Genomic DNA, 16,100 nt, shown 5'->3' with positions numbered 1-16,100 from the left:
CGCGTCTACAACGAGGCGAACATGCCGCCGTGGTCGCTGCCGGCGGCGGCGACGCAGATGGGCTTTTTAAGCCGCTCAAAGGACGGCACGCCGGATAACGCGAACGCGCTGCGCTTTGAAGACAGGGCGGGCGAAGAGCAGGTGTGGATCCAGGCGCAGAAGAATATGGATACCAACGTCAAAAATGATGAAACCTGCACGATAGGCGGCAACTCGACCTTACAGGTTGGACAAACCTACAACGCTAAGATATTCGGCTCCTGTTTTAACACCACGCAGTGCGAACACTATGAGCTGGTCGGCTGGGATTACACCATCAAAGCGGACGGAAGAGCGCAGCTGGTCTCCAGCAAAAGCATCAGCCTCGTCAGCGGCGACAGCAGCATCACCCTTGATGCCAACGGCACCATCTCAATAAATTGCAATAACATCCAGATCAACGCCCAGGAACAGGGCCAGATCAACACCGGCGGCACGCTCGATCTGAATATCAACCAGCCGGGCAAAGCGGCGCCGTCAACGTCCACGGATATTGCCAGCGAAATCAAAAAAGAGCTCTTCGGCAAAGGGAACAGCGCATGACACAGGAATACTGGCTAACGGAAGGAAAGCTGCGCCTGCCGGAAACTACTCAGGACCAAAGCATCACCATCCTCAGATTGCCGCAAACGCGCGCCACGCTGGTCGTGACCCGCGCGTGGGAGATAAAACCAGGCGAAGAAGAAAACTACCTGCAACAGCAGCTGGCGAAGGTCAGGCGCGATATGAAAAAGTTCGCTGCACAAGCGCCGCAGGAAACGCTTTTCGGCGATTTGCCTGCACGAGAAGTCGCCATGCGTTTTGAAAACCAGGGCGTGGCGGTGGTGCAAAGATTGCTGATAGTCAAAATGCCGACCCATTTGCTGACGCTAACCTTTAGCCGTGCAGGCTCTTTAGAGGCGGATGCGCTGCTGGTCTGGCAGGAGATAAAAAAAGGGTTTATTCCTGCTGCGGGCGTGGAGGCCTGAGTCATGTCGAACCCGATCGCAGCTCGTTTAGACGATCCTTTAGTTCATAGCTCCGCGCTGGCCGACCTTGTCGGTGGCCTGGCGGAAGGCGCTGTCTACACCGGCATTCTGGTTGGCGCCAGCCTGCTGTTCGCCGCTAACCCGCTGGCTGGAATCGCCGTCGGCGCAGGCCTGGTGATTGGCGCGATGGCCTCCGGCTACCCTGAAAAACTCGGCAACATGGCCAGCGAGGCCGTAGATGGCCTGTTGGATATGCTGGGCATGCGCGGGCCGCCGGATGCGGTTATCACCAGCGGCTCCGATAACGTAAAGATCATGGGCAAACCGGCTGCCCGCGCGGCGGGTACGGTAAATCGCGACTGGCTGGCCGCGCCTCATCAAGAGAGCGAAAGCGAGCCGGGCCTGAAGGATATCGCCATGGCCGTGGCTGGCGGCATCGCTTCAACCCTTCGTCATCCGGGCGAGGCGGTCAGCGCCGCGCTGGACAAAGTCAGCCATCTCAGCGCCGCTTCCGTAGGTAGCTGGCTCGGCGGTGTCTGGGACGACCTGGTGCAGCCGACCGTCGCCAGCGCCAGCCCCTACGCCACGCCCGCCGACAAAGATACCGTCGCCTGTAGCAAAGGCCATCTGGCGGAAAACGCCAATTTCCTGGCGGAAGGGTCAAAAAAAGTCTTTATCAACGGCCATCCTGCCGTGCGCAACGGCGACCGCAGCACCTGCGAAGCCACTGTTCAGGTTAGTGAAAATCCCCGCGTACGCATCGGCGGCGACAGCATTGTGGTGCGCGATATCCGCAGCGGCAAAAACATGCTGGCTTATGCTATCGGCGGCCTGCTGAGCGGCGGCATCGGCAAAGGCGGCCAAATGCTGCTTAAGCAGCTGTTCACGCGTATAGCGGCAAGGCGAGCGCTAAGACAGATCGCCTGTACCATCACCTTCGAGGCGGGCGCGGCAGCAGCAGGCGCGATAGCCACGGCGGCCATGCAAAGCGCCCATCCGGTTAACTACGCGACCGGCGCTAAGATCCTGGCAGACCAGGACGACCTGGATTTTGTGCTGGAAGATCGTATCTCGCTTTACTGGCAGCGCATCTATCACAGCCGCAACCTGACCTCCGGCATGTTCGGCACCGGCTGGATGATGCCGTTTGAAACGCGCCTGATCCGCTTTCAGGACGAGCGCGGCGCCTTTCAGTTAGCCTGGCGCGACATCACCGGCCAGGAGCTGGGGCTGGGAGAAATCGAGCCGGGCGACGTAGTCCGCTTTGATGAGGATGGCTTTACGCTCTACTGCTCGCTACAGGGCGTGTTTGTGATGCAAACCGCGCAGGGCGAATTCCATCTGTACGAGCCGGATCCGCTGCGCGAAGGCGAATGGCGCATCAAGCGTATTTACGACCGCCACGAAAACTGCCAGCACTTTAGCTGGAACGAAGCCGGGCAGCTAATCGCTATTTCGGGCGATAACGAGGCGCTGGATATCCGGCTCAGCTATGAGCCGCTGCATAACAGAGTCACGGCGATAGACCAGGTAGTGGGTAAAGAGCTGCACCCGCTAATGCGCTACAGCTACAACTCGCAGGGCCAGCTGATCGCCGTACAGGATGCGGACGGCGTCGTAACGCGCCGCTTTAGCTGGGATCGCGCCAGCGATTTAATGGCGTCGCACAGCTATGCCACCGGCATGAGCGTCGACTATCTGTGGCAGCCAGGCAGCGATCCGCGCTACTGGCGGGTTTATGAATATCGGGTGCTTGATGAGAGCCAAAACTGCCTTGAGCACTGGCTGATAGACGCTGACGAAGAGGCCCGCCGCGCTACGGTAACCCGTTTCTCCGGCGGCAGCACGCAGCATCGCTGGGATGAGCTGTGCCGGATTACCGACTACGTAGACAGCTATGGCGGACACTGGTCATATCGCTGGGCGGAGCAGGGCGATTTGCTGATGGCGACGCAGGCGCCAGGCGATCGGCTTTGGCAATATGATTACGACGATCGCGCCAGGCTAACCATGGTGCGCGATCCTGCCGGGCGAACCTCAACTACCGTCTGGCATCCTTCCTATGCGTTTCCGCTGAAAGAGGTACAGCCCGACGGCGCGGCGTGGGAATACCAGTATAACGATGCCGGAGACGTGGTAGCCGTAACGGATCCTCTCGGCGGTATAAGCCGCTTCAGCTGGAACGACCAGGGCGATCTGCTTACGCGTACCGACGCGCTGGAGAATACCCATCGCTTCTGGTGGAACGAACGCGGCCAGATACGGCGCGAAGAGGACTGTTCCGGCTATCAGAGCCACCGCCGCTATGACGAAGCGGGCAGACTGGTGGGCAGCACGGATGCGGAAGGCAACACCACGGGCTATTGCTGGAGCAAAGCGGGCCGCCTGCTGGTGCTGACGCGGCCTGACGGACGCAAGACAGAATATAAGTACGACGAGCACGGCATGCTGGTCGGGGAAAACATCGACAGTTTCACGGAACGTCGCGTGACGCGCAACGTGCGCGGGCAGATAACCAGCGAGACAGATCCGGCGGGGCATATTACCCGTTATCAGTACGATCGTCTTGGGCGGCTAAAGAACCTGGTAAACCCCAACGGCGACCGCTGGCAGTTTGATTATGACAACGGCGAGCGCCTACTGGCGCAGACCGACTATGCCGGACGCAGGAAAACCTACGGCTACGACGCGCTGGGCCAGGTAACGGAAATCGTTCAGCATCCGCTGGCCGCGGAAGATGAGCCCTCCCGCACGCGGTTTGAATATGATGTGGTGAACCGCCTGACGGCGAAAACCACGGCGCAGCACCGTACCGAATACCGCTACGGTCTGCGCGGCGTGGAGATCAGGAAAATGACGCTGGCGGCGTGGCAGCAGGCGCAGGCGGAGGGTAAAGAGGCCGCAGCGGAAGTCCTGACCTTTACCAGCGACGCGTTGGGCAACCTGCTCAGCGAAGAAAACCACGGCGGGCTGTTTGCGCACCGTTACGACGCGCTGGGTAACCTGGCGGCCAGCACGCAGCCGGACGGGAGCGAGCTGAGCTGCCTGCGCTACGGCAGCGGGCACCTGCTGCAAATGAACCTGAAGCTGCACGGTATACAGCAGGAAATCGCAGGCTGGCAGCGCGACAGGCTACACCGCGAAGTGGATCGCACCCAGGGCCCGCTGCATCAGGAAACGCGCTACGATCCGGCGGGGCGTATCGTGATGCGCCGCAGCGGCTTTCCCGACAGGGCGGGCGTGGTGCTGGAGCGGCGCTACAGCTGGGACAGCCTGGATGTAATACTGCAACAGCTGGTGGCGGACGGCGTGCTGGCGGAAAACGAGCGGCAGCGCTTTGGCTACGACGCGGCAGGCCGGGTCACGGCAGGAATACGCGGCAGCAGAGAAGAGCACTACAGCTGGGACGCCGCCGGAAACCGGACGGAAAAGCCGGGCGAAACCCTGTGGCGCAACCTGCTGCTGAGACTGAAAGGCGCGCGCTGGGAATATGACGGCTTTGGCCGCCTGAAGCGGCGAAAAGCCTCGTCGGACGAGGCGGAGCAGTACTTCAGCTATGACGACGAGCACCGCATCAGCGAAGTACGTTTTGAGGGCCACAAAGAATTCAGCCGGGCGGAATACCGCTACGATGCGCTGGGGCGGCGCACGCAGAAAATCCTGCACCGCCACGATAAAGAACCCGAGGTAATCACGTTCCAGTGGAGCGGGCTGCGAATGGTGGGCGAGAGCAGCAGCCTGAAGCCCAAATGCAGCACGCAGTATATCTATAATGAAGGAGGCTGGGAGCCGCTGGCGCGGGTGGACAGCACGGGGAAATATTCAGAAGTATTCTGGTACCACACGGAGCTGAACGGCCTGCCGGAGCGCATGACCGACCACCGTGGCGATGTAATATGGCGCGGGCGTTTCTCCCTCTGGGGCGAAACGGAGTATGAGAACAGTGGCGTCTCGCTGAATGTGCCACAGAACCTGCGTTTTCAGGGGCAATACCTGGATCGTGAAAGCGGGCTGCACTACAATCTGTTCCGGTATTACGATCCCGCAGGCGGTAGATTTACCCAGAGCGACCCGATTGGGCTGGCGGGCGGGTTAAATACCTATGCCTACGTGGGCGATCCGCTAACCTGGGTGGATCCGTTGGGGTTAAAGGGTTGTTCGACAACGCTAGGAAAAAACATGATGGAATCGATGGGCTTACCACGTTCCACGACCTGGAAAGGATATCAGGCTCATCATATATTGCCAAAAGAACTAGCCGACCATGCTGCACTCAAAAGAATTAATTATTATATTGACGATGCGTCTAATGGGATTTTTCTTAGGAAAACAGATATCACAACCAGTACAATGTCTCGACATCAAGGTAATCATCACGGCTACACTGATGCCATCAGAGATGCTCTGGATGGTATAAATTTAGATCAATCAAAGCAGGGGATTGCCAGAGATATTGCAAATCTGCAAAATAAAGCAAGAACTGGTATGCTAAATGGTTTTCCATTAAGATCAAAGGATATGTACAATTCTGATATTTTTGGAAAAGACTTAGGTCAGATTGGTAGGGAAAAAGTTTATAATCTTTGGTCTGATATACTTAGGTGACAATATGTTGAATGAAAAAGTAAATTTTTTTATGGAGCCAGCGTTATTTGCAGATAATGCCGTTTTTTTATCAGGAAATAAAAGCGACATTATTGGTTACCCATCTATTGCAAATAAAGATGAAGCATTGTCTTTGTTGTTTGATCAGGATGTTCCTGAGGGGTATTTTATATGGAGTGATTTCTTCTCAAGTAAAATATCCGATCTACTGCTTCATGAGGATTACCGGGAATCACAAGATGAAATAAGAAAAAACCTATTGGTAAATAACAATGAGCGGGTAAAAGACAGCATCAGAAAAAGAAAGGCTTTTCTTGTAAAAAAGAAAAACGGGCTCGTAGAAAACGAAAATTATGAGGGGTTTATTAAAGATGTATCTGATGAATCCATTTACATGCTAAACATGGTGGCAACGCAAAGATATATATATGGTGAAATCAAAGAGTCTTTTCTTGAGCAAGTTTTTTCAATATATAAACATGGGGTTATGCCATGCGGTATATTGAAAGAAAAAGAAAAGATTGTTGTATTTAATCCAATCTCTCTTAGAGAGTAATGATATTATCTGCAGTTAGGTGAGGTTAAATGCTTCACCTTTGATATTTCAAGGGTGTTCGAGTAGAAAATATGCAAATTATATTGGTATCAAAATATATGCTAATTAACGCATTTAGCTGCCTTTGGTTATTTCGCTGGATTGAAAGGCTTAAAATTATGATGAGTTATAATTTCTTTTAAATCTTAGATGTTTTAAGTGCTCATTGAAATAATTGAGCTTTAAATTTAAAATCACGGTTATTACATAGAAGGTATGATGGCTAAATCTTGTCAGGATTTCTATGTCATGGAGTATTTACCTGATGATGCAGGTTCTCCGCATTTTATGGATAAAAACTGGAGTCCGGAATTACCGGATTATGATATTTTCACATCACCGCCTGAAGAGCATAGTTTTTCAGAAAACTATAGATTAAAAGCATCAACTGAAGAACTTGATTGTGACTTTTCATTCATAGATAACCTCGCATCTTCGGTTTTTATTGAATTATGTAATAAATATGGGGTAAGTTATCTTTGTAGAAACCTGAACATCTCTTTGCTTAAAAGAAAAAAACCAGAAAAAGAGTACTTTCTTTTTTATTTAACAGATTATATTGAAATTCTTGATAAAGAAAAATCAAAATATATTATTTCTCAGGATATTTATACAGGGCTGCCTGATACAACTGATTCAAGAGGGCTATCAAAAACTTATTATGATGAAATAAGTAATTTTGTAATTAAAAAAGATTTGAAAAAAGATCTTTTCTTTTGCCAGGAGCTTTCCCGACCCGTTTGTTCTCTTAAATTTAAAGAGGATTTTGAAAGCCGAAACCTTAAAGGAATTGAATTTATAAATATAGATGATAACTTTAAATACAATGCCTGGCAAGGTTGGTGACATATTGAACGTGATTTGAAAGAGACACAGCCATGACAACATTTATCCGGGGGCTTCTGTAACTTTCTTCCGGATTTTTATAGGCTGTTATTTTATTTACCTCCAACGGCGAGCGCCTGCTGGCGCAGACCGACTATACCGGACGCAGGAAAATCTACGGCTACGACGCGCTGGGCCAGGTAACGGAAATCGTTCAGCATCCGCTGGCCGCGGAAGATAAGCCCTCCCGCACGCGGTTTGAATATGGATTTTGGTAAAGGATCATGATTGTTGATTCACCTGTTTATGTCGACGGTAATCTTATGAATGGAGGTTATAACTTGATCGATTTTAGTACTGCAATTTTATCTTACCGTTCTGTTGGTAATGTTTTTTTAAATGAAAATATAAGTATTTATATCGATGAAATGTATTCTCGCTTCAATGTTGAGGTGAAGAAATATGCTCTACCTGATGGGGATGAACGGATAGCTTATTTTCTTGACAGTACTATGACTATTGCAACAAAATCAGATGGTATTATATTTTCGGTTGGGTGTAATAATAAATATAAAGGTGGGTATAAAAAAATAATATATCCTGGAGACACTATAGGTAAAATAATCAATTTTACTGAAAGACAGCGTATATTTAATGGTTCTCTGATCATTGATAACGATTTTGGAATATCTTTCATCTTACCTGCTCCTTATGATGAAATAGCGGATAATCTAAATGATCTTCCTCTCGGGTTAGAATTTAAAGAAATATATGTATCTGATTATTCCTCATGGAATACAGTAGGTTAAATATAAACCAGAACAGAAATATATACTTTTCATCTTATCTTATCCGGACTGTATATACAGTCCGATTAAACAAGATAAGCTGACAGATTAGATCTTGATATCTATGCAAGCTAATTACCGTTAGAGCGAAATGGTGCCTGTATTATGAATGAAAATATGATGGAAAAGATATCTGAAAATCTCAGAATTAAGTTTGATATTGTATCGTCAACTTTATCTGCCAGAGAGGAGTTGGTCGGTAAAATTAAAAAAATACATACCTGTGATAACAAAAATATATTATGGTCAAAAACTAACGCGTTTAGCATTATACCTTTTTATAATGAGCTGATGGGCTATAAGTCTGGCAAAATGCAATTCAAAAATCCACGGGCTAAAAAAAATACATATTGCTATTTTGCAAGCGATGAAAATATAGATAAAATAGTTAGCTATAACTCGAAAGGAGAGGTTGGTGACGAATCTTTTATTGTTAGAGAAAATAATGAGGTTATGGAAATTAGACGAGAAGCAAATGGCGAATTTATCGCACTTAGTCAAGTTTTTTTGGATGAACTTAAGCGCCCACTGACTGCCTACTTTGTCAATGATGAAGGAGATATTACTGGGTATCATTATTTTTATGATGGAGCGTTTATAAAAAAAATTCTAACAGTAAGCAATAACTCCCCATTGAAATTTGTAATCTTATCATGTGATTATAACACCGATGGTGTAATTGATAGAATTTATTTTATTAATAAAGGACGCGAAGTGGTTATATATCCGCGTTAAATTAAAATGCGGAAGTGGTTTTTTAATCTAATGTAACCTATGGATTTATAAAATATATGGTTGCTGGTTTTTAGTCTTCCATGATTTTATTATTAATATTGTTACGATACAATTAATTGCTGCGCTGCTCATCAGGACTAGCTGCGATTGGTGGGCGAGAGCAGCAGCCTGAAGCCCAAATGCAGCACGCAGTATATCTACAGTGAAGGCGGCTGGGAGCCGCTGGCGCGGGTGGACAGCACGGGGAAATATTCAGAAGTATTCTGGTATCACACGGAGCTGAACGGCCTGCCGGAGCGCATGACCGACCACCGTGGCGATGTGATATGGCGCGGGCGTTTCTCCCTCTGGGGCGAAACGTAGTATGAGAACAGTGGCGTCTCGCTGAATGTGCCACAGAACCTGCGTTTTCAGGGGCAATACCTGGATCGTGAAAGCGGGCTGCACTACAATCTGTTCCGGTATTACGATCCCGCAGGCGGTAGATTTACCCAGAGCGCCCCGATTGGGCTGGCGGGTGGATTGAATATCTATACCTATGGGCCTAATCCTTTAAGTTATATTGATCCGCTGGGGCTAACTACTTGTTCTGTTGAAACTCTGAGGAACGCAAGAAGAAATAACTACGCTATTTCACCTTCTCAAAGACAGGGGATTATTGATTCTATAGATAACAATAGACTTAAAAGTATTTTCTCTGAATTATATCGTCCGGGGGCAAATATTCCTGATGGAGGTACAGCAGCATCCATATTGCATACAAAAATCACTGGGCAGTTAGTAGGAGGTTCAGATCATATTGCTAAAGGAGTAAGCTATTTAGAAGCGCTGAAGAAACTTACGAGTGGTACTGGAAAATATAAGGGAGAAGTGCTCAGCAGTTCTGATAGAAGTTTGGCTAGTTATATAATGAGTGATCTAAATGAGGCCTTGAGGTTAATTCCATGATAATAAATGCTGCTGTTCATAAATTGAAAGAACGCTTTCCTGTTTTTGATGAGACTTATGACGGAGAGGATGATGTTTATCTGATGTATGGTGCCTTTGGCTCATTTTCATTAGACGTTATTAATTTATATATGCTTGATTTCACATCTCCTCAAAATTATTTTTATTGTGATTTAAAAAAAATATATAGAGATGCTGATTTGGTCGAAAATGAAATAAATAAAATATTCTTATTTATAGACGAAATGTTTTTGCTAAATGACGAATCCATGAATGATGTTCTAAATACCTGTATTTTTGAATCTCTGATGGGTAATGATTATAGTTATAATTTATCCCGTAAATACTTTAGCAAGGATACATACAACCATTACCTTGAAGTAACTAAAAGAGTTATTTAGTATTAAGCGATTTCAGGGGTTTTTTACAGTCAAGAAGCCGGAGTTATTAACTAAATCCGGCTTCGAAACGGTAATTGCAATTTTGTAATTTCCTAAACAAAGTACGTCTTGAGGGCCACAAAGAATTCAGCCGAGCGGAATACCGCTACGATGCCCTGGGGCGGCGCACGCAGAAAATCCTGCACCGCCACGATAAAGAACCCGAGGTAATCACGTTCCGGTGGAGCGGGCTGCGATTGGTGGGCGAGAGCAGCAGCCTGAAGCCCAAATGCAGCACGCAGTACATATATGGCGAAGGCAGCTGGGTGCCGCTGGCACGTGTCGACAGCATAAGAGAACAATCTGATATATTCTGGTACCACACCGAGCTTAACGGCCTGCCGCAGCGCATGATCAACGAGCAAGGCGAAGTGGTCTGGCGCGGGCGCTTCTCCACGCGGGGAGAAACAGAGCGGGAAACCGCAACAGGTTTCCAGTCGGTGCAGCAGAACCTGTGCTTGGAGCTTATTTATTGGGGGTAAATGTTACTCCTGTAAAAGCTGTTGATTTAGTTGAAAAATGGATTTTGAACAAGGGCTTATTCAATGACCGTAAATAAATTAAATGACATTTTCATAAAAATATCTGTTGCAACATTTTTCGATTTTTTGAAAAAATTAGACATTGATGAATCTCTGGATGCCAGGGATGAAGATCCTTTCGATAGTCAATGGATGGATAATTTTAACAGGCTTGAGAATGAATCATTCGATAAAGATGATTTAAATATCATCAACAAAATAAGAGAGTACGTTTTCAAAGAGTCTTTCAGGGTTGTTGAAAGTGATGAAATTTCTGCCAGAATATCAGATGACTTTGAATTAATAGCTAAAGACTTAGCCTTAAATGAAAAAAATAGTTGGCCTGTCAACTATTTATGGAAGTCGTATGAGGCTGGGATCTTTCCAGTATAATCTTTGAGAATAAGCCGGAAGCGATCCCCGTGATTCCTCCGGCTTTATTTTTAGCCGCCGACCTGGGTCAGCAACGCCAGCGCCTACTGGCGGGTCTGCTGCATTTCCCGCCGCTGTCGTGCAAGCTGCGCTGCTCGTGACGAAGCCTCGTCTCCTCGCAGCTGTCGGGGAGCAGCACCAGACAGCCCAGTCCGATCAAACAAGGCAAGCTGACAGATTAGATCTTGATAGCTACGCAAGCTAACTACCTTGAGAACGAAATGGTGCCTGTATTATGAATGAAAATATGATGGAAAAGATATCTGAAAATATCAGGATTAAATTTGATATTGTATTATCAACTTTATTTGCCAGAGAGAAGTTGGTCGGTAAAATTAAAAAAATAAATATCTGTGATGACAAAAATATATTATGGTCAAAAACTAACGCGTTTAGCATTATACCTTTTTATAATGAGTTGATGGGTTATAAGTCTGGCAAAATGCAATTCAAAGAGCCACGAGCTAAAAAAATACATATTGCTATTTTGTAAATGATGAAAATATCGATAAAGTAGTTAGCTATAACTCAAAAGGGGAAGTTGGTGACGAATCTTTTATTATAAGAGAAAACGATGAGCTTATGGGAATTAGACGAGAAGCAAAAGGCGACTTTATTGCACTTAGTAAAGTCTTCCTGGATGAACTTAAGCGCCCGTTGACTGCCTACTTTGTAAATGATGAAGAGAATATTACTGGGTATTATTACTTTTATGACGGGGATCTTATAAAAAATATTCTAACAGTAAGCAATAGTTCCCCATTGAAATTTTTAGTTTTATCATGTGATTATACCGAGGGTGGTGTAATTGATAGGATTTATTTTAATAATAAAGGGATGGAGGTTGTTATCTATTCGCGTTAAATCAATAGGTGAAAATAAAGTTTTTTGATTTAACTTGGTTTTTATGAAGTATAGTGTTGAAGAAATTTGGTTATTTATAATTTTATAATTTGTGATGTTGCGATATAAATAATCACTATGCTGCTTATCATAACCAGTTGCGGATCATGGGCGAGGGCAGCGGCCTGACTGCTAAATGCAGCGCGCAATTCATCTACGCCGCAGCCAACATATCAGCAAACCCGCTAGAAAGACAGAAAGGCAAAGAGGCGGAAGCGGAAGTACCGACCTTTGCCAGCGGCGCGCCGGACAACCTGGTATAGGGCGTGCCAGCCCATCACTGTAACCAGGCTTAACAGTCACCTTCTTTTTTCTGTGGGTTTCATCTATATTCGATACTGCTCAGGCGCTGAGTTGCTAAGGGATACGCCTGCGAGGCAGGGAAGACGGTATAAACCCAGGAACAGAGGAGAAGGAGGGACAATATGAACTATATGAAAGCGTCTTCCGCCCATACGGTTGAAGAGACTAAGTCGACAATTGTTATCGCCAGGAAAAAAGAGACCCGCTGCGACGAGTTTAATCATATCGTTGAAGCGGTGCTGGCCGAACATCCCGATGCCAAAACCCATATCGACAGCGAGAGCGGCGGCTACGACAGGATTATCGTATTAAAGTAGTAACGCGCGAGGGGGCGTAAGCCCCCTCGAGAAAACCTTCTGCCGGTTCGGGTTCCCCGCAGGCCTGCTTAATCAGCCACTTAACGAAAGCTCTGCCTTCTGATGATAAGCAGGCTATTAATCTCTTTAAAAATCAGTCGCTAAGAAATGTGCTCGGGCGCACAGATTAAGATAATTCTTAATATTTTACCCCGGTTCATGGCTGAAAGTTGTTCACTTCGCCTTAGGATTAATCTTATAATGGCCTCACTACAACAAGAGAGGTGATGTATGATCGATTTAGAACTGGGGAACTGGAAAGACTTTATCGAAGCGATGTTGACTCGTAAGTAACACATTCATAAAGAAAAGCTCGGCGACAACATCAATCAGCTTTACTTTCAGTACCCGAATAAACAAAAGGCAGCCCTCTGGCTGCCTTTTCCCATTTATGCGATCGGCTTCTCTTTTAGCGGAAAGCGTCTTCGCACCATCACAAAGAAAATCGGCACAAAGAATAATGCCAGTACGGTTGCCGCGATCATACCGCCCATTACGCCCGTTCCCACCGCATGCTGGCTGCTCGAGCCTGCGCCGTTGCCGACAGTCATGGGCAGCACGCCAAAGATAAAGGCCAGCGAGGTCATCAGAATCGGGCGCAGGCGCTGGCGAGAGGCTTCCAGCGTTGCTTCCAGCAGGTCGCGGCCTTTGCTGTTCATCTCGTTGGCGAACTCCACAATCAAGATGGCGTTTTTTGCCGAGAGTCCTATCACCGTCAGTAGCCCAACCTGGAAATAGACATCGTTTTCCAGCCCGCGCAGCCAGGTTGCTGCCAGCGCGCCCACTACGCCCAGTGGCACAACCAGCATTACCGAGAAAGGCACTGACCAGCTTTCATAAAGCGCGGCAAGGCAAAGGAAAACCACCAGCAGAGATATGGCGTAGAGCGCAGGCGCCTGCGAGCCGCTCATCCGTTCCTGGAACGATGCACCTGTCCACTGTACGCCGAACCCGGTTGGCAGTTTGCTGACCAGTTGCTCCATGATATCCATCGCTGTACCGGTACTGACGCCTTGCGCCGCTTCACCAACAATCTCTACTGCCGAATAGCCGTTATAACGTTCCAGGCGCGGCGAACCCGTTTCCCATCTTGTACTGGCGAAAGCAGAGAAGGGCACCATGCCGCCGCTGCTGTTGCGCACATACCATTTATCGATATCGTCCGGCAGCATGCGGAAAGGCGCGGCTGCCTGTACGTAGACTTTTTTCACGCGACCGCGATCGAGGAAATCATTAACATAGGTCGAACCCCAGCCGGTAGTAAGCGTATCGTTGATATCATCTACGGAAACGCCGAGTGCCTGAGCTTTGTGCTGATCGATATCGACACGCAGCTGCGGCGTATCGTCCAGGCCATTGTGGCGCACGCGAGCCAGCGAAGGATTGTTCTCTGCCATCGTTAATAGCTGGTCGCGTGCCTGCATTAGCGCGTCATGGCCCATTCCTGCGTGATCCTGTAGCTCCATATCAAAACCGGCGGAATTACCCATACCGGTGATGGCTGGCGGGCTGCTGGCAATAACGCGGCCTTCGCGGATCTTTTTAAAAGCCTCGGTAGCGCGTTCGATAATAGCGAACGAACTGTTTTCCGCGCCCGGGCGATCCTGCCAGTCTTTCAGCCGCACAAACATACGCGCCACGTTCTGGCCGTTGCCGCCAGGCCCGGCGCCGATAGTGGAAAACACCGAGAGCACATTATCTTTTTCCTGCGTCAGGTAGTACTGCTCAACCTTATTCACGACCTTATTGGTCTGTTGCAGCGTCGAACCCGGCGGCAGCTGTACCTGAGTGGTAAAGACGCCGCGATCTTCCAGCGGCAGAAAAGAGGTTGGCAGATGCAGAAACAGCAGCGCCATTCCGGCGATAATCACTACATAGAGCACCAGCCAACGTCCGGCTTTCGCCACGATTTTGCCTACACCGCGCTCATAGCGATCCGCGTTACGGTTAAAAGTGCGGTTAAACCAGCCGAAAAACCCGCGCCGCTCGTGGTGTTCGCCCTGCGGCAGCGGTTTTAACAGCGTGGCGCAAAGGGCAGGCGTCAGAACCATCGCCACCAGCACGGAAAGCACCATGGCAGAAACGATAGTAATGGAAAACTGCCGATAGATAGCGCCGGTGGTGCCGCCGAAAAACGCCATCGGCACAAACACGGCGGAAAGCACCAGCGCGATGCCGACCAGCGCGCCCTGGATCTGCCCCATAGATTTTCGCGTCGCCTCGCGTGGCGACAGGCCTTCCTCACTCATTATTCGCTCGACGTTTTCCACCACCACTATGGCATCGTCTACCAGCAGGCCTATTGCCAGCACCATCGCAAACATGGTTAGCGTATTAATGCTGAAGCCGCAGGCGGAAAGAATGGCGAAAGTGCCAAGCAGCACGACGGGAACGGCAATAGTTGGGATCAGCGTGGCGCGGAAGTTTTGCAGGAACAGATACATCACCACAAAAACCAGGGCGATAGCTTCCAGCAGCGTTTTTACTACATCCTCAATAGAGGCGACCACAAAAGGCGTGGTCTCATAGGCGATTTCCGCTTTCAGGCCAGGCGGAAAATAGTGGGAAAGCTCATCGATACGTGCCCTGACAAGCTTATCGGTTTGCAGCTCGTTTGCGCCCGAGGCCAGCTTGACCCCAAGGCCGGAAGCGGCCTGGCCGTTGTACTGGCTCAGATAGTCATATTTCTCCGCGCCCAGCGCGACCTCCGCCACGTCGCCGAGGCGTACCTCCGAGCCATCCTGGTTTACCCGCAGCGTGATTTTGCGGAACTGTTCGGGCGTGGTCAGCAGCGACTGGGAATTGATCGTAGCGTTAAGCGCCTGGCGCTCTACGGAAGGCAGGCCGCCCAGCTGGCCTACGGCGACCTGGCTGTTTTGCGACTCGATCGCGCTGACGATATCAGAGGTAGTCAGCGCGTAGTTAATCATCTTATTGGGATCGAGCCAGATGCGCATGGCGTACTGCGAACCATAGGCGTCTACCTGGCCTACGCCATCGATGCGGCTCAGCGGATCCTGCACGTTACTGGCAACGTAGTCGGCAATATCCTGCTTATCCATACTGCCGTCGGTAGAGACGAAAGCCACCATCAGGATATTGGTATCGCCGGTTTTGGTCACCGTGACGCCCTGAGACTGCACCGCCTGCGGCAGCTTACGCAGCGCCGTTTGCAGCTGGTTTTGCACCTGCTGGCGCGCCTCATCGGGATTGGTGCCCGCGACAAAAGTTAGCGTAATCGTCGCCTGGCCGGTGTTGCTGCTTTGCGAGGACATATACATCAGGTTATCGATGCCGGTCATATTCTGCTCGATAACCTGGGTCACGGTATTTTCCAGCGTCTGTGCGGAAGCGCCAGGATAGTTTGCGGTAATGCGTACGTTAGGCGGAGCCAGCGCGGGGTATTGCTCAACGGGCAGGGAAAAAATGGCCAGCGTGCCGGTCAGGCAGAGCAAAATCGCTATCACCCACGCAAAAATGGGGCGATCGATAAAAAAATTCGCCATTGCAGACTCCAGGCAATTTCAGGGAAAGAGGCGACCGGCAGACGCCGCACGCGAAGCGTTATGATTATTTGGATCC

The 16,100-nt window shown here is 49.1% G+C and carries 15 protein-coding genes and 2 pseudogenes; 16 read left to right on the top strand and 1 reads right to left on the bottom strand.

The window, feature by feature from the left end; translation table 11 throughout:
• The 16 genes and pseudogenes from ACETPC_RS22980 to ypfM form a co-directional block, all read left to right on the top strand.
• Positions 1–582 (top strand): annotated as a pseudogene (locus ACETPC_RS22980) (type VI secretion system tip protein VgrG); the annotation flags it as partial.
• Positions 579–1,007: a DcrB-related protein gene (locus ACETPC_RS22975; RefSeq protein ID WP_380184780.1), complete on the top strand. Its 429-nt coding sequence runs from the start codon at positions 579–581 to the stop codon at positions 1,005–1,007. The pseudogene ACETPC_RS22980 and the gene ACETPC_RS22975, both read left to right, overlap by 4 nt.
• 3 nt (positions 1,008–1,010) lie before the next feature.
• Positions 1,011–5,612, top strand: a complete 4,602-nt coding sequence (locus ACETPC_RS22970) for an RHS repeat-associated core domain-containing protein (protein WP_380184779.1) — start codon at positions 1,011–1,013, stop codon at positions 5,610–5,612.
• A gap of 4 nt (positions 5,613–5,616) precedes the next feature.
• The gene (locus tag ACETPC_RS22965) at positions 5,617–6,168 is read left to right on the top strand and encodes a hypothetical protein (protein WP_380184778.1); all 552 of its coding nucleotides are present in this window, start codon (positions 5,617–5,619) and stop codon (positions 6,166–6,168) included.
• A 288-nt stretch (positions 6,169–6,456) separates the two neighbouring features.
• Complete coding sequence (locus ACETPC_RS22960; RefSeq protein ID WP_380184777.1) at positions 6,457–7,053, top strand: imm11 family protein; 597 nt, start codon at positions 6,457–6,459, stop codon at positions 7,051–7,053.
• A gap of 89 nt (positions 7,054–7,142) precedes the next feature.
• Positions 7,143–7,310 (top strand): RHS repeat domain-containing protein, encoded by a 168-nt coding sequence (locus ACETPC_RS22955; RefSeq protein WP_380184781.1) that lies wholly within the window; start codon positions 7,143–7,145, stop codon positions 7,308–7,310.
• A gap of 45 nt (positions 7,311–7,355) precedes the next feature.
• On the top strand, positions 7,356–7,841 hold the full coding sequence (locus ACETPC_RS22950; RefSeq protein WP_380184776.1) for a hypothetical protein: 486 nt from the start codon (positions 7,356–7,358) through the stop codon (positions 7,839–7,841).
• 144 nt (positions 7,842–7,985) lie between these two features.
• Complete coding sequence (locus ACETPC_RS22945) at positions 7,986–8,615, top strand: hypothetical protein (protein ID WP_380184775.1); 630 nt, start codon at positions 7,986–7,988, stop codon at positions 8,613–8,615.
• Positions 8,616–8,756: 141 nt separating this feature from the next.
• Positions 8,757–9,200, top strand: a pseudogene (locus ACETPC_RS22940) (RHS repeat-associated core domain-containing protein); the annotation flags it as partial.
• 359 nt (positions 9,201–9,559) lie between these two features.
• Positions 9,560–9,964: a hypothetical protein gene (locus ACETPC_RS22935; protein WP_380184774.1), complete on the top strand. Its 405-nt coding sequence runs from the start codon at positions 9,560–9,562 to the stop codon at positions 9,962–9,964.
• 74 nt (positions 9,965–10,038) lie between these two features.
• Entirely contained in the window at positions 10,039–10,485 is a 447-nt protein-coding gene (locus ACETPC_RS22930; RefSeq protein WP_380184773.1) for an RHS domain-containing protein, read from the top strand.
• 63 nt (positions 10,486–10,548) lie between these two features.
• Positions 10,549–10,917 carry a hypothetical protein gene (locus ACETPC_RS22925; protein ID WP_380184772.1) on the top strand — a complete coding sequence of 123 codons (369 nt, stop codon included), beginning with the start codon at positions 10,549–10,551 and terminating at the stop codon, positions 10,915–10,917.
• 274 nt (positions 10,918–11,191) lie between these two features.
• Entirely contained in the window at positions 11,192–11,449 is a 258-nt protein-coding gene (locus ACETPC_RS22920) for a hypothetical protein (protein ID WP_380184771.1), read from the top strand.
• A gap of 517 nt (positions 11,450–11,966) precedes the next feature.
• Entirely contained in the window at positions 11,967–12,122 is a 156-nt protein-coding gene (locus tag ACETPC_RS22915) for a hypothetical protein (RefSeq protein WP_380184770.1), read from the top strand.
• Positions 12,123–12,284: 162 nt separating this feature from the next.
• On the top strand, positions 12,285–12,479 hold the full coding sequence (locus tag ACETPC_RS22910; RefSeq protein ID WP_380184769.1) for a hypothetical protein: 195 nt from the start codon (positions 12,285–12,287) through the stop codon (positions 12,477–12,479).
• A 270-nt stretch (positions 12,480–12,749) separates the two neighbouring features.
• On the top strand, positions 12,750–12,812 hold the full coding sequence (gene ypfM / locus ACETPC_RS22905; protein ID WP_152601344.1) for a protein YpfM: 63 nt from the start codon (positions 12,750–12,752) through the stop codon (positions 12,810–12,812).
• Positions 12,813–12,907: 95 nt separating this feature from the next.
• Here ypfM and acrD read toward each other — a convergent pair whose 3' ends face one another.
• Positions 12,908–16,024 (bottom strand): multidrug efflux RND transporter permease AcrD, encoded by a 3,117-nt coding sequence (acrD, locus tag ACETPC_RS22900; RefSeq protein WP_380184768.1) that lies wholly within the window; start codon positions 16,022–16,024, stop codon positions 12,908–12,910.
• Positions 16,025–16,100 lie beyond the last annotated feature (76 nt).

The organism is Pantoea sp. sgz302252 (assembly GCF_042610525.1).
Taxonomy (GTDB): Bacteria; Pseudomonadota; Gammaproteobacteria; order Enterobacterales; family Enterobacteriaceae; genus Erwinia.
Note: the sequence above shows the minus strand (reverse complement) of the source record. Positions and strands in the feature narration are given on the sequence as shown.

Excerpts from the sequence above, each read along its gene's own strand:
- ACETPC_RS22945 (WP_380184775.1), top strand. The coding sequence starts at position 7,986 with ATGAATGAAAATATGATGGAAAAGATATCTGAAAATCTCAGAATTAAG.
- ACETPC_RS22960 (WP_380184777.1), top strand. The coding sequence starts at position 6,457 with ATGGAGTATTTACCTGATGATGCAGGTTCTCCGCATTTTATGGATAAA.
- ACETPC_RS22925 (WP_380184772.1), top strand. The coding sequence starts at position 10,549 with ATGACCGTAAATAAATTAAATGACATTTTCATAAAAATATCTGTTGCA.
- ACETPC_RS22915 (WP_380184770.1), top strand. The coding sequence starts at position 11,967 with ATGGGCGAGGGCAGCGGCCTGACTGCTAAATGCAGCGCGCAATTCATC.
- ACETPC_RS22920 (WP_380184771.1), top strand. The coding sequence starts at position 11,192 with ATGAATGAAAATATGATGGAAAAGATATCTGAAAATATCAGGATTAAA.
- ACETPC_RS22965 (WP_380184778.1), top strand. The coding sequence starts at position 5,617 with ATGTTGAATGAAAAAGTAAATTTTTTTATGGAGCCAGCGTTATTTGCA.
- ACETPC_RS22970 (WP_380184779.1), top strand. The coding sequence starts at position 1,011 with ATGTCGAACCCGATCGCAGCTCGTTTAGACGATCCTTTAGTTCATAGC.
- ACETPC_RS22935 (WP_380184774.1), top strand. The coding sequence starts at position 9,560 with ATGATAATAAATGCTGCTGTTCATAAATTGAAAGAACGCTTTCCTGTT.
- ACETPC_RS22975 (WP_380184780.1), top strand. The coding sequence starts at position 579 with ATGACACAGGAATACTGGCTAACGGAAGGAAAGCTGCGCCTGCCGGAA.
- ACETPC_RS22950 (WP_380184776.1), top strand. The coding sequence starts at position 7,356 with ATGAATGGAGGTTATAACTTGATCGATTTTAGTACTGCAATTTTATCT.
- acrD (WP_380184768.1), bottom strand. The coding sequence starts at position 16,024 with ATGGCGAATTTTTTTATCGATCGCCCCATTTTTGCGTGGGTGATAGCG.
- ACETPC_RS22910 (WP_380184769.1), top strand. The coding sequence starts at position 12,285 with ATGAACTATATGAAAGCGTCTTCCGCCCATACGGTTGAAGAGACTAAG.